The sequence below is a fragment of the Dyella sp. SG609 genome, from assembly GCF_012275375.1.
GTDB lineage: Bacteria > Pseudomonadota > Gammaproteobacteria > Xanthomonadales > Rhodanobacteraceae > Dyella_D > Dyella_D marensis.
This window is the reverse complement of the sequence record NZ_JAAZQJ010000012.1, coordinates 141,895-157,492: the sequence shown is the minus strand read 5'-3', so window position 1 is coordinate 157,492 and position 15,598 is coordinate 141,895. Positions and strand designations below refer to the sequence as shown.

18 protein-coding genes and 1 tRNA gene are annotated in these 15,598 nt (G+C 65.9%); 8 read left to right on the top strand and 11 right to left on the bottom strand.

The features are described from left to right. Positions 1-521: 521 nt before the first annotated feature. The 5 genes from FHW85_RS18930 to rplM form a co-directional block, all read right to left on the bottom strand. Complete coding sequence (locus FHW85_RS18930; RefSeq protein WP_168649289.1) at positions 522-1,028, bottom strand: hypothetical protein; 507 nt, start codon at positions 1,026-1,028, stop codon at positions 522-524. A gap of 12 nt (positions 1,029-1,040) precedes the next feature. Continuing rightward, positions 1,041-2,357: a site-specific integrase gene (locus tag FHW85_RS18925; protein ID WP_168649288.1), complete on the bottom strand. Its 1,317-nt coding sequence runs from the start codon at positions 2,355-2,357 to the stop codon at positions 1,041-1,043. Positions 2,358-2,653: 296 nt separating this feature from the next. Further along, positions 2,654-2,727: transfer RNA gene (locus tag FHW85_RS18920), tRNA-Gln, on the bottom strand. 69 nt (positions 2,728-2,796) lie between these two features. After that, complete coding sequence (gene rpsI / locus FHW85_RS18915; RefSeq protein ID WP_167252603.1) at positions 2,797-3,189, bottom strand: 30S ribosomal protein S9; 393 nt, start codon at positions 3,187-3,189, stop codon at positions 2,797-2,799. 9 nt (positions 3,190-3,198) lie between these two features. Beyond that, positions 3,199-3,627, bottom strand: a complete 429-nt coding sequence (gene rplM / locus FHW85_RS18910; RefSeq protein ID WP_167252604.1) for a 50S ribosomal protein L13 — start codon at positions 3,625-3,627, stop codon at positions 3,199-3,201. A 130-nt stretch (positions 3,628-3,757) separates the two neighbouring features. Here rplM and FHW85_RS18905 point away from each other — a divergent pair, with 130 nt between their 5' ends. Next, entirely contained in the window at positions 3,758-4,960 is a 1,203-nt protein-coding gene (locus FHW85_RS18905) for a (Fe-S)-binding protein (RefSeq protein ID WP_168649287.1), read from the top strand. 14 nt (positions 4,961-4,974) lie between these two features. After that, positions 4,975-5,616: a 2-polyprenyl-3-methyl-6-methoxy-1,4-benzoquinone monooxygenase gene (gene coq7 / locus FHW85_RS18900; RefSeq protein WP_168649286.1), complete on the top strand. Its 642-nt coding sequence runs from the start codon at positions 4,975-4,977 to the stop codon at positions 5,614-5,616. An 89-nt stretch (positions 5,617-5,705) separates the two neighbouring features. Here the strand turns inward: coq7 and speD are convergent, their stop codons facing one another. Then, entirely contained in the window at positions 5,706-6,491 is a 786-nt protein-coding gene (gene speD, locus FHW85_RS18895) for an adenosylmethionine decarboxylase (RefSeq protein WP_026633844.1), read from the bottom strand. A 374-nt stretch (positions 6,492-6,865) separates the two neighbouring features. On the opposite strand from speD, the gene crp reads away from it, so the two are divergent. Next, positions 6,866-7,480 (top strand): cAMP-activated global transcriptional regulator CRP, encoded by a 615-nt coding sequence (gene crp, locus FHW85_RS18890; RefSeq protein ID WP_208399577.1) that lies wholly within the window; start codon positions 6,866-6,868, stop codon positions 7,478-7,480. A gap of 65 nt (positions 7,481-7,545) precedes the next feature. Here crp and FHW85_RS18885 read toward each other — a convergent pair whose 3' ends face one another. The 5 genes from FHW85_RS18885 to FHW85_RS18865 form a co-directional block, all read right to left on the bottom strand. After that, on the bottom strand, positions 7,546-8,514 hold the full coding sequence (locus tag FHW85_RS18885) for a helix-turn-helix domain-containing GNAT family N-acetyltransferase (RefSeq protein WP_168649285.1): 969 nt from the start codon (positions 8,512-8,514) through the stop codon (positions 7,546-7,548). Between the two features lie 78 nt (positions 8,515-8,592). After that, positions 8,593-9,291 carry an HAD family hydrolase gene (locus tag FHW85_RS18880; protein WP_168649284.1) on the bottom strand — a complete coding sequence of 233 codons (699 nt, stop codon included), beginning with the start codon at positions 9,289-9,291 and terminating at the stop codon, positions 8,593-8,595. A gap of 11 nt (positions 9,292-9,302) precedes the next feature. Continuing rightward, positions 9,303-10,097 carry an indole-3-glycerol phosphate synthase TrpC gene (gene trpC / locus FHW85_RS18875; protein WP_167252609.1) on the bottom strand — a complete coding sequence of 265 codons (795 nt, stop codon included), beginning with the start codon at positions 10,095-10,097 and terminating at the stop codon, positions 9,303-9,305. Positions 10,098-10,218: 121 nt separating this feature from the next. Beyond that, the gene (gene trpD / locus FHW85_RS18870; RefSeq protein ID WP_210427855.1) at positions 10,219-11,277 is read right to left on the bottom strand and encodes an anthranilate phosphoribosyltransferase; all 1,059 of its coding nucleotides are present in this window, start codon (positions 11,275-11,277) and stop codon (positions 10,219-10,221) included. Then, complete coding sequence (locus FHW85_RS18865; RefSeq protein WP_167252610.1) at positions 11,274-11,870, bottom strand: aminodeoxychorismate/anthranilate synthase component II; 597 nt, start codon at positions 11,868-11,870, stop codon at positions 11,274-11,276. Before FHW85_RS18865 ends, trpD begins: the two co-directional genes overlap by 4 nt. 318 nt (positions 11,871-12,188) lie before the next feature. Here FHW85_RS18865 and FHW85_RS18860 point away from each other — a divergent pair, with 318 nt between their 5' ends. From FHW85_RS18860 to FHW85_RS18840, 5 genes are all read left to right on the top strand, one after another. Further along, positions 12,189-12,401: a hypothetical protein gene (locus tag FHW85_RS18860; RefSeq protein WP_168649283.1), complete on the top strand. Its 213-nt coding sequence runs from the start codon at positions 12,189-12,191 to the stop codon at positions 12,399-12,401. Between the two features lie 93 nt (positions 12,402-12,494). Next, positions 12,495-13,637 (top strand): acyltransferase, encoded by a 1,143-nt coding sequence (locus FHW85_RS18855; RefSeq protein ID WP_168649282.1) that lies wholly within the window; start codon positions 12,495-12,497, stop codon positions 13,635-13,637. 4 nt (positions 13,638-13,641) lie between these two features. Continuing rightward, a complete protein-coding gene (locus tag FHW85_RS18850; RefSeq protein WP_168649281.1) occupies positions 13,642-14,295 on the top strand; it encodes a hypothetical protein in 654 nt (217 codons plus the stop codon). Positions 14,296-14,413: 118 nt separating this feature from the next. Then, positions 14,414-15,130 (top strand): hypothetical protein, encoded by a 717-nt coding sequence (locus FHW85_RS18845; RefSeq protein ID WP_168649280.1) that lies wholly within the window; start codon positions 14,414-14,416, stop codon positions 15,128-15,130. Positions 15,131-15,141: 11 nt separating this feature from the next. After that, a complete protein-coding gene (locus FHW85_RS18840; RefSeq protein WP_167252615.1) occupies positions 15,142-15,594 on the top strand; it encodes a hypothetical protein in 453 nt (150 codons plus the stop codon). The last annotated feature ends 4 nt before the right edge of the window (positions 15,595-15,598 follow it).

Sequence of the window (15,598 nt, the reverse complement as noted above, 5' to 3'; positions counted from 1 at the left end):
GCCATGGACATCTGGGAGGCCTTGCGCCAATGATGTTCGAGGCGGCTAACTCAAAATCCAGTAGCTAACCGTCTACGAAAGCGGGGGCGTACCACTGAATCAATCTCTGCTCCCAAGAGGGGCGCCATCGAGCGCTTCGACGTGCCATAAAGTGCCCGCCAGCCCCCGTGTGCGCATGAATTTCGTAGAGCCCCCCAAACCTACCCAGAAGAGCCAAATCTCCGAAGCTAAGCGGGGAAAGACTCGGGTGATTGTGATGAAAAGAGACTCTTTCGCCGCGACTCTTACACCGCCCAAGAACTGTCGGCGGAATGCGGACACTACTTGCAGAGCCATCGCTATTAACACCAAGAAATCGGTATTCCTTAACGCAATAGGTATAGGCGTGCTCACACCCATCACGACCTCGCCCTAAGACATAGGAACGTGCCCGCCAGCGACATCGGCTATCTGCGCTCGAAAACCGGTAAGACTGCTTTGTCCTGAAATATTTTTGATTGCGGACCATAGAGCAACTCAAATCATTGCCGTTCAAACCAATGCCGCCACGTGTCCATCGCCGAGCTCGCCCCGAGCGATGGGTCGTCAAACACAAAAGCCCCCTCCAACCGCCCTGCGGTGATGCTGGGAAAATCGCTCTCGTTCAATGGAAAGAACGGCCCACCAGCGTTGTGCACATACCACGCGCCAATCTTGGTATCGCAGTGCTGACAATGGTTCATCCAGTACGGTCGCTCCTCCGCCCTGCTGAAGTCCGTACGGAAACGCCCCTGAGAATGTTGGGTAGCAAAAGCCGCGACCGCTTCAGGCAAGCGAACCGGGTTCGGCAACGTCGCGGTGCTGTCGTCGGTCAGTTCGACCGCCAAATCCACTTCGCCCTCGACAACGAACGGGCCAACCAGTAGCAGCGCGTAAACCGGCGTTGCCTGCCCGCAGGCATGGCAATCGTGCTTAGCGATTTGAAGATAGACGCCGCCCACTTGAAGCCGTGGTGGCCGGTCGTCCATCGTATCGTCCTGAATCTGCATATCTGTCCATTTTTAAGCCGTCGTTTGTTGCCGCTTACTCCCACCCTGGGGCGGCGTCTGCCGGCGCTTCCGCTCAGGCCTGGGCTGGGTCTCCACCAAGGCGAGCAATGGCCCCAGCCCTTTGAAGTCCAACCATTGCCCCCACGGCAGCCCCGGAAAATAGACCGCCAGTTCCGCAGCGGTCCAGGCTCGCATGTACGACGTCTGGTGCGTATCCGCTGGCGGATCTCCTGGCTCATGACCGACCAACGCGCGACGTCGCTCCTCGGGGAGCGACGATCCTTGAAGCATTTGAATGACGTTCTTGCGCAACGAGTGCATTCCGATGATGCCGTGCTCCCGGCGCGCTTCAATGCCCAAGCCCGCAAGGTAGTAGGAAAACCCTTTGGAGACGCTGGCGCCTTTGCCGGCCGCGCTGTCGATGCGCATGGCCGGGAACAGCCGCTCAGCCCCCGCTGCGCGCAAGGCCTCGACGCGCTCCCATAGCCCCAACCGAAGCAGGTCCGGATGCAGCGGAACTTTGCGCTCCCCACCCTCGCCGGTTTTCACGCCCTGCCCGTCGCTGTCCGCATGAATCAACACGCATTTGGTTCCCTGGTCCATAACGAAATCCCGCAGGAAGATCTGCGCGATTTCGCCCACGCGGGCGCCCGTGTAAAGCGCAATGAGGGCACTCCATCGCACGTGCTCCATGCGCGTACGCGCCAGGTTGGCCGGGTCAAAGATGCGCTTGAGTTGCGCTTCTTCGAAGGGCTCCCACTCGTGCCCCTCTGACCGGCGCGCCGCCTTCTCCTTCTTTTTCAAAACCACCAGCCCCTTCACGGGATTGGTGGGGACCACTCCCTTCAAACAGAGAGCTTCAAACAACTGAGCGACGTGGCTCACGCAGTTGGCCGCATACCCTTTAGCCTTGTCCGCACGAATCAGCCCGTCGCTCCAGTTCGCGGCCATCGGTCGGGTGATGACATCCACGCGCAGATGCCCACCGATCGCTTCCGCGAAGCCGGCGAGTGAGCGGCGGCGTTGCGACCAAGTGTTGGGCTTGAGCCCTTTGGCCTCGACTTCGCTGTACGACTGGATGGCTTCGGCGAGTGTGGGCGCCTGGCTATTGACGACCGGGCTACCCGGCAACGGCGATGCCGTGGCTACCCGAACAGGTGCCGCGAGCAGAGCATTCAAAGCGGCCAGGCCGCCTTCGTGGTCCTCTCGCGTGCCGTTCGTTCGAATCAACCAGTCGGGCCCCTGGACCTCCCATTGCTTGCCGCCACTCTGCGCTACGTTGCGCAGCACTTCATTGATGGCGTCGTCATCCCAGCGCTTGCCGCTCATGCCCCGCCCTCCCTGTTCCCTGGCAGCAGTGGCGAAGATTTGAGCATAACGGGCGCCCAGCACGTAAGCCCACGCCCGGGCGACCGTCGGGTCGCGGGTCCGCAAGGACCGCTTGATGACGCTGACGCCCAGGGACGCGCGAAGGGCTTTGGGGACGACCAGGCGAAAGTGCCACATGCCCGAAGGGTGGCGCAAAAGATGGTGTGCCAGACGCATCGCGTTGACCAACCAAGTTGACCAAGCACCGAATCGCGGGCAAAAAGAAAGCCCTTGATTGCTCAAGGGCTTCCGGGTGTTGGCTGGGAGACTAGGATTCGAACCTAGATAAACGGAGTCAGAGTCCGTTGTCCTACCGTTAGACGATCTCCCAACATTCTGCCGACGCGGCGCGCTCTGACCTGCATGCGCTGCATCGTTGAAACGAAACCCCCGAAGGGAATTAGCGCTTCGAGAACTGGGTAGCGCGACGTGCCTTGTGCAGACCGACCTTCTTACGCTCGACCTCACGGGCGTCGCGGGTCACGAAGCCGGCCTTGCGCAGCTGGGTCTTCAGGCTTTCGTCATACTCGATCAGCGCGCGGGCGATGCCCAGGCGGATCGCACCGGCCTGGCCGGTGATGCCGCCGCCGGCGACGGTGACGAGCACGTCGAACTTGTCGGTGGCTTCGATCAGTTCGAGCGGCTGGCGCACGATCATGCGCGAGGTCTCGCGACCGAAGAACTGATCAAGCGGCTTGCCGTTGACGACGATGTCGCCCTTGCCCTTGCGCAGGAACACGCGGGCGGCGGAGGTCTTGCGGCGGCCGGTGCCGTAATTCTGCTGGATCGCCATGTTGGTTCCTTAGATTTCCAGCGCCTGCGGCTGCTGTGCGGTATGCGGATGCTCGGCGCCGCCGTAGACCTTGAGCTTGCGGTACATGGCGCGGCCCAGCGGGTTCTTCGGCAGCATGCCCTTCACGGCGATCTCGATGACGCGCTCGGGGTGGCTGGCCAGCATGTCCTTCAGACTGGTGGTCTTCAGGTTGCCGACGTAGCCGGTGAAGCGGTGGTACATCTTGTCGTCCAGCTTGGCGCCGGTGACGTGCACCTTCTCGGCGTTGATGACGACGATGTAGTCGCCGGTATCGACGTGCGGGGTGAACTCCGGCTTGTGCTTGCCGCGCAGGCGACGAGCGATCTCGGTCGAGAGACGACCGAGCGTCTTGTCAGTCGCGTCGATCACGAACCAATCGCGCTTGACGCTTTCCGGCTTGGCGCTGAACGTTTTCATTTCGGAATACCTAGTCTGCCGCCACATGGGCGGTTGGCATAATCGGCGGTGCAAAGGCGCGAGATGATAGCGGAGCTTGCATCGATCGCGCAAGCCCACCGTCGGCGGGCTGCGAGCTGGCAATAATAGCATGATGAACCGGTCCGAAGAAAAGCCCCCTACACGCATTGCCGCACTGGCCGACCAGTGCGTGCAGTGCGGCCTGTGCCTGCCCGTCTGCCCCACGTATGCGCTGGATCGCAACGAGGCCGAGTCGCCGCGCGGACGCATCGCCATCGCCGCCGCGCTGGCCCGCGGGCAGGTGGAACCCACCGCGGAGCTGCGCGAGCACCTGGATCACTGCCTGGGCTGCATGGGCTGCGAGAAGGTCTGCCCGGCCAATGTCCGCTATGGCGAATTGCTGGTGGAGACGCGGGCGTTGCTGGGGCCGGCGCCGGGGCGGCCGGAGCGGGAAATCGGACTTATCCGTCAGCCAATGCGTTGGCGGCGCCTGCGGCAGGTCCTCGGCGGAGTGGGCTTCGCCGGCTGGAAATCGCTGGTGGCGAAAAGCCTGCCCGAGAAGTCCGCGCTGCGCAGCGCCCTGGCGCTGTGGCCGCGCACCCCGCTGCCGGCGCCCTATATCCCGCAGCCTGCGTCCGATGAAACCCCGGATGCCGACACCATCGCCCTCTTTCCCGGCTGCATCGCCAGCGTCGAGGACGCCGACGCGCAGCGCGCCGCACTCACGCTGCTGCGCGCCGCCGGCTATCGCGTCGTCGAGCTTCCCGCCTTCTGCTGCGGCGCCATGGATCTGCACGGCGGCGACGCGGCCAACGCCAAGCGTGCGGCCGCGCAGGTCGACGCCGCCTGGCGGAGCGCGAAGGCGGCCCACCTGGTGACGATCACTCCCGGCTGCATCGGCACGCTGCGCCACGCCCTGCCCGGCGTGCGCGTGGCCGATCCCGTGGCACTGCTGGCAGCACGCGCCGAGCGCCTGTCGTTCCGCCCGCTGCAGGCGCGCGTCGCCGTCCATCTGCCCTGCACGCAGACCAATGTCGCCCGCAGCGACGACGCGCTGCTGCGGCTGCTGCGCCGCGTGCCCGGACTCGACGTCGCCCCGCTGCCCAAGCCTCCGCACTGCTGCGGCGCCGCCGGCACGCACATGCTGGAATTCCCCGAACGCGCCGCCCGCCTGCGCGAAGACGCCCTGCGGCAGGTCGCCGCGTTGGCGCCGCAGCGGCTGTTGTCGTCCAATATCGGCTGTCGCCTGCATCTCGCCGCAGGCATGCAGGACGCGCGGCAGTGGCCGCACCAGCACCCGCTGGTCCTGCTGGCGCAGCAGCTGGAAACTTAGAGATGGAGGCCGCCATGAATGTCCGCACCCTGTCGTCGCTCGACCGCTTGCTGGTCGGCCTGGAACGCGCCCTGGAAACCGTGGCGGGCAGCCCCGAAGCCGCGCGCCCCTCGCCCTCCGCCGGCATCGACGAGGCCGAGCTGGACGACGCTGAGCGCCGCCACGCCGCCGGCCTGATGCGCATCAACCACACCGGCGAGGTCTGCGCGCAGGCGCTGTACGACGGCCAGGCCGCGCTCGCCCGCAGCGAGCAGAACCGCGAGCACCTGCTGCACGCCGCCGCCGAGGAAACCGACCACCTCGCCTGGTGCGCCGAGCGCCTGAAGGAACTGGACAGCCGCCCCAGCCTGCTCAATCCGCTGTGGTACGCCGGCAGCTACGCGATCGGCGCGCTGGCCGCGCTGGCGGGCGATCCGGTGAGCCTGGGCTTCGTGGTGGAAACCGAGCGGCAGGTGGAAGCGCACCTGGAGGAACACCTGGAAACGCTGCCGGCGCAGGACCAGCGCTCGCGCGCCGTGCTGGCGCAGATGCAGGAAGACGAAGTGCGCCATGCGGAGCAGGCGAAGGAACGCGGCGGCATCGAGCTGCCATTCCCGCTGCCCGGGTTGATGCATCTGAGTTCGATGGTGATGAAGAAGGTGGCGTACCGGATCTGAGGCCGCCGAAACCCGCAAAAGAAAAACCCGCCTTCCGGCGGGTGCCATGCTCAAAAAAAACCCGCCTTCCGGCGGGTTTTTCATGCACGTCACATCAGGTTGCGCCCGTGGAACAGCTCTTCGATCTCGCGCCGCAGCAGCGACTCGATGCGTTGGCGCTCCTTGAACGACAGATCGTCCGCATGCGCCTCGAACAGGTACGTGTCGAGGTCGAAGTCCTTGATGTGCATCTTCGTGTGGAACATGTTTTCCTGGTACACGTTGACGTCGAACATCTCGTACTTCTGGCGGATGTGCTTGGCCAGGTAGTCCTGCACCGAGTTGATCTTGTGGTCGATGAAGTGCTTCTTGCCCTTCACGTCGCGGGTGAAACCGCGCACGCGGTAGTCGGCGATCACGATGTCCGACTCGAAGCTGTCGATCAGGTAGTTCAGGGCCTTCAGCGGCGAGATCACGCCGCAGGTGGCCACGTCGATGTCCGCGCGGAAGGTGGCGATGCCGTTGTGCGGATGCGTTTCCGGATAGGTGTGGACGGTGATGTGGCTCTTGTCCATGTGCGCCACTACGGCACCGGAAATGGTGTCGCGGCCGAGCTTCTCCACCACCGGCTCCTCGGAGATGAGGATGGTCACGGACGCACCCTGCGGGTCGTAGTCCTGGCGGGCGATGTTGAGGATGTTGGCGCCGATGATCTCCGCCACGTCCGTGAGGATCTGGGTAAGGCGGTCGGCGTCGTACTGCTCGTCGATGTATTCGATGTAGCGCTGGCGCTGTTCTTCCGACACCGCGTAGCAGATGTCGTAGATGTTGAAGCTCAGGGCCTTGGTCAGGTTGTTGAAGCCCTGCAGGCGCAGGCGCGGGAGGGGTTTCACCACGGCGACTCTCCATGGCCGGGGGGCGGCCAGCAGTAGAGGCGGGTTAGCGACAAGGGTCCCCGCAGAAAAAGAAAAACGACGCGAAGACGTAAGCCTCCGCGACCCTTGTGACCGGGCGGCGACAACGCCGTGACCGAAAGACCGTGAAGTATGCGACAAAATAGGGAGAAACTGAACCTTGGCAGGCTGCGCTGGTTTGCCATAATGCCGCGGGGTCAACAGAAGAACGAACCGAAGTCCAGCCGCCGCCCTCCGGGGCCTGGCGGCTGCCGCCCTCCAAGCTGGGATAGATCGTGGCGCAACTCAAATACCAACTCCAACAAGCTTTTGAACGCTCCCAGGCCCCTGCCAGCTTCGCCCCCGACCCGGCGTCGATGGAGCGCTTCCTGGCCCTCTGCCACCGTCGCCGCTATCCCGGCAAGACGGCGATCATCCGGCCGGGCGACCCGGCCAACACCTTGTATTACATCGTCGACGGCTCGCTGGCGGTCTGCACCGAGGACGAGCAGGGCCGCGAACTGATCCTGGCCTACCTCAGCCGCGGCCAGTTCATCGGCGAAATGGGGCTGTTCGTGGAGCAGGCCCAGCGCGAGTCGATGGTGCGCACCCGCACCCCCTGCGAAATGGCCGAAATCAGCTACGAGCGCCTGTTCCACCTGATGGAAGGCCCGCTGCGCGAGGAATGCCCGAAGATCCTGTTCGCGATCGGTTCCCAGCTCACCCATCGCCTGCTGCGCACCTCCCGCCAGGTCAGCCGCATGGCCTTCATGGACGTGACCAACCGCATCTCCCGCACCCTGCTGGACCTGTGCCAGGAACCGGACGCCATGAGCCACCCGGACGGCACCCAGATCCGCATCTCCCGCCAGGAAGTCAGCCGCATCGTGGGCTGCTCGCGCGAGATGGTGGGCCGCGTGCTCAAGCAGCTGGAGGAGCAGGGCATGATCGACGTGGCCGGCAAGACCATCGTGGTGCGCGGCACCCGCTGAGCGCCCCGCCCCGTCCGATCCCGACGAACCCGGCCCCGGCCGGGTTCGTTCGTTTCAGGGGCGGCTCAACCGGCCAGGCGCTCGGCGGGCGCCCGGTAGACCATGTACACGTCGGCCCGCTCGTAATGCGAACCGGCGCGGGTGGACGGCTGCAGCTCGAAACCGGCCTGCTCGTACATGCGCAGGGCCGTGCGCAGCTTGCTGTTGGATTCCAGGAACAGCTCGCGCCCGCCGCGGCGGTGGAATTCGGCGATGGCCGCATCCAGCAGCTTCCGCCCGGCGCCCAGGCCCTGGAAGCTCTCGTCCACGCTCATCTTCGACAGCTCGTACACGCCAGGCGACTCGTGCAGCAGGGCGCAGGTGCCGATGGCCTGCCCGCCCATGCGGGCGAACAGCAGGGCGCCGCCGGGGGCCAGCACATAGCGCTCGGGGTCGCTGAGCATCTGGCGGTCGATCTCCTCCACCCGGAAATAGCGCTCCAGCCACTGCACGTTGAGGCGGTAGAAATCCGCGGCCAGGGCCGGCGCGTAGGGCACGATCTCCAGCGGCTGGGCCAGCAGGGCCGAGTGCTCGGCCAGGATGGCCGGCACGATCGGGCGCTCCTTCAGCGCCTCCTCGCAAGCCGCCAGCGCCGCCAGCAGCCGCTCGCCCTGCTCGCCCAGCGAGGCGGTGACGCCGCGGCGGATCGCCTGCCAGACCGGCCCCAGCGCGCCCAGCGCCTGGCGCGCCTCGCCGGTCAGCACCAGGATGCTGCGGCGGCCGTCCTGCGGGTCGCGCTCGCGGCGGACCATGCCGGCGGTGTCCAGCTTGTCCACCAATTGGCTGACCGCCGAATGGGTCTGGCCGATCGCCGCCGCCACTTCGCCCACGGTGCCGGGGCCGCTCTCCCACAGATAGCGCAGCACCGGGAACCAGCGCGATTCGATGGAGGCGCCGCAGGCGCGGTAGACCTCGTCGGCCGCGGCATAGAACTGGTCGCTGAGCGCCTTCAGGCGGCTGCCGAGCGCCAGCTCGGCGAGGGTGGACAGGTACATGGGGAATAGGGCTGGCGGTGATATGTAAGCATTAACATAATCACCTGGAAGGTCGTCGACAAGGCCTCCGCCGCGGTCTCAGAACCACTCTACCCGCGTCACCGAACGGCCCAGCACCTTCTCCAGCCGCTTGCACACCTTGGGCGTGCCATTGACCAGCACCGCCTCCCCGGCGCCCTTGAGCATGGGGATATCGGCCAGCGAATCGCTGTAGGCCAGCTGCCATTCGCGCACGCCATGCGCGGCTAGGCGCTCCAGCTTGCGCCGCCCCACGTTGTGGAACTTCACGCGCATGCCGAACGGTCCCGGCTTGAACTCCGAGGCCAGCAGCTCCAGCCCGTCCAGCCCGAGCTGGTCGAGGATGCCGCGCGCCACCGTGCGCTCGCAGCCGGTCACCACGATCACCCGGTCGCCCGCGGCCTGGTGCCGGCGCAGCGCCTGCAGGCCGTCGCGGTAGAACTGCCTGGGCCGGCGCACCAGCGCGGCGGCGAAGGCCTGCGCCTCGGCGGTGTAGCGGCGCTCGCCGACGCCGAGCAGGCCGATATGCACCAGGCTGCGCACCACCGTACGCCAGGACAGCGGCCACACCAGCAGCATCCACGGCAGGTTGGCGCAGGCCAGCAGCTTGCGCAGCGGCGCGCGCGCGTAGCGCTCGGTGATGAACACGCGGAAGCTGTCGCCCTGGAACAGCACGCCGTCGAAATCGAACAGCACGGTGCGCGGCGCCACGGCCGCGTCGCCCGCCGTCTCCGGCGAGGTGGAGGTTTCCCCTGTCAACGTCGTCGGCCCTACTGCGCGGCGAACAGCCGCTTGAGTTCGGCGCCCGGGTCCTGCGCGCGCATGAACGCCTCGCCGACCAGGAACGCATGGATGCCGGCATCGCGCAGGCGCTCGACGTCGTCGGGCGTGTGGATGCCCGACTCGGCGACCAGGATGCGGTTGTAGTCCATCAGCTCGCGCAGCTCGATCGAGGTGTCCAGCGTGGTCTCGAAGGTGCGCAGGTTGCGGTTGTTCACGCCGATCAGGCGCACCGGCAGCGCCTGGGCGCGTTCCAGTTCCTCGGCGTCGTGCACTTCGCACAGCACGTCCATGTCCAGCTCGGCGGCCTGCATCGAAAGATCCTCCAGCTCGGAATCCTCCAGCGCCGCGACGATCAGCAGGATGCAGTCGGCGCCGATCGCACGGGCCTCGTACACCTGGTAGGGATGGATCACGAAGTCCTTGCGCAGCACCGGCAGCGAGCAGGCCTCGCGCGCCTGGCGCAGGAACTCCTCGCTGCCCTGGAAGAAGTCCTTGTCGGTCAGCACCGACAGGCAGGCCGCGCCGGCGAGCTCGTAGCTGCGCGCGATCGAGGCCGGGTCGAAGTCGGCGCGGATCACGCCCTTGCTGGGGCTGGCCTTCTTCACTTCGGCGATCACCGCCGGCAGGTCGGCTTCGATCTTGGCCTCGACGGCATCGGCGAACGGACGCGTCTCGGTGGCGTCGGCCAGGCGCGCCTTGAGCTCGGCCAGCGGCAGCCGTGCGCTGCGCTCGGCGATCTCCTCCGTCTTGCGCGTCAGGATGCGTTGCAGGATGTCGGTCATGGGTCGGCCTGGATGCGTCAGCGTGGGTCGGGGAAACGCGCGGTGCGCGGCCCAAGGTTACACAAGCTTCGGCCGCGCCGCGCGCGGACCGAATGCCTAGGGCGATTGGCCTACCTTGGGCTTACGACGCTGCCGCAAGCCTTCGGGTGGTAGCCACGAAAGCGTCCATTTTTGCACGAGCCGCGCCGCTGGCAATGGTCGCGCGCGCCAATTCGATACCCGCGGCGATCGAAGGCGCGACGTCGGCCGCATACAGCGCCGCGCCGGCGTTGAGGCAGACGATGTCGTGCGGCACGCCGCGGCGCCCTTCCAGCGCCTCCAGCAGCATGGCGCGCGACTCGGCCGCGTTCTCCACGCGCAGGTTGCGGCTGGAGGCCATGGCCAGGCCGAAGTCCTCCGGCTCCACCTCGTACTCGCGCACTTCGCCGTCGCGCAGCTCGCCGACCAGGGTGGCGGCGCCCAGCGAGATCTCGTCCATGCCGTCGCGGCCCCACACCACCAGCGCGTGCCTGGCGCCCAGCTGCTGCAGCACGCGCACCTGGATGCCGACCAGGTCGGGGTGGAACACCCCCATCAGAATATTCTGCGCACCGGCCGGATTGGTCAGCGGCCCCAGGATATTGAACAGGGTGCGCACGCCCATTTCCTTGCGCACCGGCGCCACCACCTTCATGGCCGGATGATGGTTGGGCGCGAACATGAAGCCGATGTCGGTCTCGCCCATGCACTGCGCCACCCGGGCCGGCGGCAGGTCGATCGCCGCGCCCAGCGCCTCGAGCACGTCCGCGCTGCCCGATTTGGACGACACGCTGCGCCCGCCATGCTTGGCCACGCGCGCACCCGCCGCCGCCGCGACGAACATCGACGCGGTGGAGATATTGAAACTGGAGGCGCCGTCGCCGCCGGTGCCGACGATGTCGACGAAATGCGGATGCGGCGCGGCGTCCACCTTCGCCGCCAGCTCGCGCATCACGCGCGCGGCGCCAGTGATCTCGCCGATGGTTTCCTTCTTCACGCGCAGGCCGGTGATGATCGCCGCGGTCATCAGCGGGCTGACTTCGCCGCGCATGATCTGGCGCATCAGCTCGATCATCTCGTCGTGGAAGATCTCGCGGTGCTCGATGGTTCGCTGCAGCGCTTCCTGCGGGGTGATGGTGATGCTGCGCCCGGCACCGTTCATGCGGCGAGCTTCAGCGGCAGGCCGAGGAAGTTGCGCAGCAGGTCGTGGCCGTGCTGGGTAAGGATGGATTCGGGGTGGAACTGCACGCCCTCGATCGGCAGGGTCTTGTGGCGCAGGCCCATGATCTCGTCGATCGAACCGTCGGCATGCTCGGTCCAGGCGGTGACTTCCAGGCAGTCCGGCAGCGAGCCCTGTTCCACCACCAGCGAGTGGTAGCGCGTGGCCTCGAACGGGTCCGGCAGCCCGGCGAACACGCCGCGGCCGCGATGGCGCACCGGTGAGGTCTTGCCGTGCATGATCTGCTTGGCGCGGATCACCTTGCCGCCGAAGGCCTGGCCGATGGCCTGGTGCCCAAGGCATACACCGAACACCGGCACTTCCCCCGCCAGCTGCCGCAGCACGTCCAGCGACACGCCCGCGTCGTCCGGCGTGCCCGGGCCGGGCGAGATCATGATGTGCGAGGGCCGCAGCGCGCGGATGCCGGCCACGTCGAGCGCGTCGTTACGCACCACCTTCACTTCCTGTCCCAGCTCGCCCAGGTACTGGACGAGGTTGAAGGTGAAGCTGTCGTAGTTGTCGATCATCAGCAACATGAGCGCTGCAACCCTATGAATTTAACCGTGTTACGGGCCATGGCCCGGACTTCGCGCCCGCCTGGGCGGGCCGTGGGGAGCGCACAGGATAGCGCGCCTGCCGGGGCATGACGGAACGGATCGGCATGTAGTCCCCGCCATGGCGCTTGGACGTCCATTTCGCCCCTTCGTGACCGCGGAAAGCATCTAACACCCGTCGTCTGTCCCGAATGCAGTGCCCCGGGCGCCATTTCAGCCTGCGCCTAAGAGACGCCTCTACACCCCCGCGCCAAGATGCAGCGGTGGTCCGCCGCATCCGCGGCAGTCGGAGCATCGACGATGAAAGCGCAGCGCAACCGCCCATCCGCAAAAAAGCATGGGCGCGGCCCGAAACAGATCACGCTGCTGCTGAGCGCACTGGTGCTGATGCTGCTGAGCATCGTCAGCGGCGCCAGCAAGCCCGTGGCGGGAGCGATCCTGGTCGGCGTGGCCGCGGGCATCGCGCTGGCCATCCTGCTGCGCATGGCGCTGAACTTCGATCCGGAGGAATAGATCCGGCGCGAGCATCGGAATACGCCCAAATTGATTGCGGATTCAGACAGCCTTAAGTCTAAAATCCGCGAACGATGCCACCGCGGACGCCCCATGGCGGAACGACACAAGCTTGACTGGATCCAGGCGCTGCGCGGCGTCGCCGCCCTGCTGGTGGTGCTGACGCATGCGCGCCGCTATCTGCTGGAGACCGAATGGCGCCCGTTCGTGGAGCACTACATCATGCCCGCGGCGCAGGGCGTGGACCTGTTCTTCCTGGTCAGCGGCTTCATCATGGTCTACACCACGCGCGGCGCCGACGGCTCGCTGCGCTATGCCAGCGGCTTCCTGATCAAGCGCTTCGCCCGCGTGTGGCCCGTGTATGCGGTGGCGGTGCTGCTGTGGATAGCCTTCCTGGCCGCGACGGCGCAGCCGATCGCGCCGCTGGCGAACATTCTTAAGAGCCTGTGCTTCCTGCCGGTGTCCACCCACCAGCCGCCCTATCTGGGCCTGCCGTATGCGATCGGCTGGACGCTCAACTACGAGTTCTATTTCTATGTGGTATTCGGCCTGGCCATCCTGTTCGGCTCGGCGCGATGGATCGCGTTCGCTGCCTGGCTGGTGCTGACCCTGGTGCTGGCGCCGTGGCTGGCGGCCGGCTACGTGTCGCTGCTGGCCAATAACGACTACCACTTCGGCAGCGCGCTGGCCGGGCAGCTCACCAATCCCATGGTGTGGGAGTTCGCGGCAGGCGTGCTGATCGGCCTGCTGTACCGGTCGAAGCTGAGCCTGCCGCGTTCGAAGCTGACCGATGCCCTGATCGCCGCCTGCGTCCTGCTGATCGTCGCCACCGCCTGGCGCACCGCGCCGGTGTGGGTCCACGGTCCGATCCGCTGGGGCGCGCCGCTGATGCTGATGTTCGCGGTGATGGCGCTCACCTACAAGAACGCCGAGCCGCGCGTGCCGCGCGTCCTGGTCTGGCTGGGCGGCATCTCCTATTCGCTGTACCTGCTGCACTACATCGTGTTCTGCGCGATCACCCAGCTTTTCGTCCTGGCCGGACAGGAAAAGCTCACCGCGACCTGGCCCTACGCCATCCTGATCGTGCCGGTACCGCTGGCCGTGGCCGCGCTTTCCAAGCGCTACGTCGAGGACGGCCTGGCGGTGCGCGTGCGCGACCGCCTGCTGGCGCTGCATGCGCGCATCTTCGCCACGCCCGCACCCGCAGAAGGCCGCGTCAGCACCAAGGAAGCCTAGCGCCATGCGCAATCTCGACTTCACCTCCTGGCAAGGCCTGCTCTCCACCCTGATCGGCCTGGCGGTGATCACCCTGATCGGCGTCGGCATCCGCCTGCTGGCGATGCAGACGGTGCAGCAGCGGCGCGAGCGCGCCAACCGCCAGATCAACGAACGCCTGCGCACCCTGATCGCCGCCTACAAGACCCTGGGCGGCTCCTTCACCGGCAACCTCGCCGTCGATCCCACCCACCTGCGCCAGCTGCGCGAACGCGGCGAAGCGGAAGCGGCGATGGCGGCGGGCGAACGAGCGCGCCGTACGCGCGATGCGGTGGAAGCGGCGCTGTCGGACATCATCCTGCTGGGCACCGAACGGCAGGTGGAACTCGCCGCACATGCCGCCAACGAACTGGTGGCGGGAAGGCCCGTGCATATCGACGAGCTGGTGGTCTCCTTGCGCGATTTCATCCGCGAAGTGCTGGACCTCGACCCGATTCCCTCCTCCGTCGGCATTCCGAAGCAGGGACCGGCGCGCGTGGCTGCGCAACGCGGCAAAGGTGAGGGCAACAAGGGTGGAGCTAGCGGCGGCGGAAAAGCTGGCGGCGGCATGGCCGCGGGCGCGGGACCAGGTCTTGGCGGCGGTTTGCCTGCGGATGACGAAACCGGGCACCACCATTGAGGCAGTCCGCCCTGCCAGCTTAGGCACTGTCTGAAAATGCAGCGCTCATGCTTAGCGATCCCGGCAGGATCGAGGAATCTCACCCGGCCTCCTCATTCGAATCGAGACCGGGAACGAAATGCGCAAGCCCCTTGCAAACCTGATCGCCGCGCTGGTGACCACCTGCGTATCCGCCTGTGCGATGGCGGCCACCGATCCGGGCGACAACCCGGCCTTTCATCGCATCAAGCATATCGATTCCCTCAAGCCGCCCACCGGGCAGCTGAAGGATCATCTGGACACTCTTATCGACCAGGCCAAGGCCGGCGACGATCACGCCGCCACCTTGCTGTACGCGAGTCTTGCCGCCTGCTCGACAGCAAAACTCGCCGATGACAACAGCGCCTATCTCGCCACGTGCAAGGACATCAGCCACGAGCAACTCGATGGCAGGGCAACGTGGCTAAGGCTCGCCGCGGAGCATGGATATGGCCCGGCCAGGTACATCTACGCTTCCTCCGGCACCACGGAAGCGCTAGGCAGCACCGAATACGCACTCGAACATCCCGCGGCCGTACAGAGCTACCTTTCGACGTCCCGGCATTATCTTGAAGCGCTTGCCGACGAGTGCAATGTCGACGCGATCGGCATGATTGCCTTCAATGCCGGCAAGGCGGATGGCCTTCTGTATGGGGACGATCCGGAGACTGCCTACAAGTACGAAGTCATCACCAACAAGCTGCTGGCTACGTACGATCCAACCGAGCAGATGCGGCTGGAAGCAAGGCTGCCGCCTCAACGCATATTTGCCCTGCAATCCGCGGCGACAGCCTTCGTCGCCGAACACTGCAAGTAGGAGGGCAGCCGATGAAGCTATTTGGCCTGCTTTCCCTTCTCGCCACGGCGCCCGCCCTGGCCGGCACCCCTCATTACCTCGGCATATGCCAGAACTCCTGCAAGGTGTCGTCGCCCATCCCGGACGTTCTGACACTGAGAGTCATAAGAAACTTTGACCATTTCCTGGCATGGGACAACTTCAAGCCGGGCGACACACTGACCATCTGCAATGCACAGTTCTGCACGACCTACGACATCATCAATGGTCTCAACGGTCTCGACTACATCAACGGCAAGACCGAGCGGCGGCAGGATCACCCAGCCACCGGTGGTTCCCATACAGGACATGGAGGAGGCAGCGGCGGCAGGCCCAGCACGGGACCAAGCATCGCTCCGCTGAGGCCCGATTCGGGACTGATCAATCCGACGGTTACGGTTGGCGGCGGCACCATTTACGTCAGGCCGCCTTTTCGACCGCGGTAGTTTC

Coding starts and splice junctions, on each gene's coding strand:
- FHW85_RS18930 (WP_168649289.1), bottom strand. CDS start 1,028: ATGCAGATTCAGGACGATACGATGGACGACCGGCCACCACGGCTTCAA.
- FHW85_RS18925 (WP_168649288.1), bottom strand. CDS start 2,357: ATGAGCGGCAAGCGCTGGGATGACGACGCCATCAATGAAGTGCTGCGC.
- rpsI (WP_167252603.1), bottom strand. CDS start 3,189: ATGGCGATCCAGCAGAATTACGGCACCGGCCGCCGCAAGACCTCCGCC.
- rplM (WP_167252604.1), bottom strand. CDS start 3,627: ATGAAAACGTTCAGCGCCAAGCCGGAAAGCGTCAAGCGCGATTGGTTC.
- FHW85_RS18905 (WP_168649287.1), top strand. CDS start 3,758: ATGATGAACCGGTCCGAAGAAAAGCCCCCTACACGCATTGCCGCACTG.
- coq7 (WP_168649286.1), top strand. CDS start 4,975: ATGAATGTCCGCACCCTGTCGTCGCTCGACCGCTTGCTGGTCGGCCTG.
- crp (WP_208399577.1), top strand. CDS start 6,866: ATGGAGCGCTTCCTGGCCCTCTGCCACCGTCGCCGCTATCCCGGCAAG.
- FHW85_RS18885 (WP_168649285.1), bottom strand. CDS start 8,514: ATGTACCTGTCCACCCTCGCCGAGCTGGCGCTCGGCAGCCGCCTGAAG.
- trpC (WP_167252609.1), bottom strand. CDS start 10,097: ATGACCGACATCCTGCAACGCATCCTGACGCGCAAGACGGAGGAGATC.
- trpD (WP_210427855.1), bottom strand. CDS start 11,277: ATGAACGGTGCCGGGCGCAGCATCACCATCACCCCGCAGGAAGCGCTG.
- FHW85_RS18865 (WP_167252610.1), bottom strand. CDS start 11,870: ATGTTGCTGATGATCGACAACTACGACAGCTTCACCTTCAACCTCGTC.
- FHW85_RS18860 (WP_168649283.1), top strand. CDS start 12,189: ATGAAAGCGCAGCGCAACCGCCCATCCGCAAAAAAGCATGGGCGCGGC.
- FHW85_RS18855 (WP_168649282.1), top strand. CDS start 12,495: ATGGCGGAACGACACAAGCTTGACTGGATCCAGGCGCTGCGCGGCGTC.
- FHW85_RS18850 (WP_168649281.1), top strand. CDS start 13,642: ATGCGCAATCTCGACTTCACCTCCTGGCAAGGCCTGCTCTCCACCCTG.
- FHW85_RS18845 (WP_168649280.1), top strand. CDS start 14,414: ATGCGCAAGCCCCTTGCAAACCTGATCGCCGCGCTGGTGACCACCTGC.
- FHW85_RS18840 (WP_167252615.1), top strand. CDS start 15,142: ATGAAGCTATTTGGCCTGCTTTCCCTTCTCGCCACGGCGCCCGCCCTG.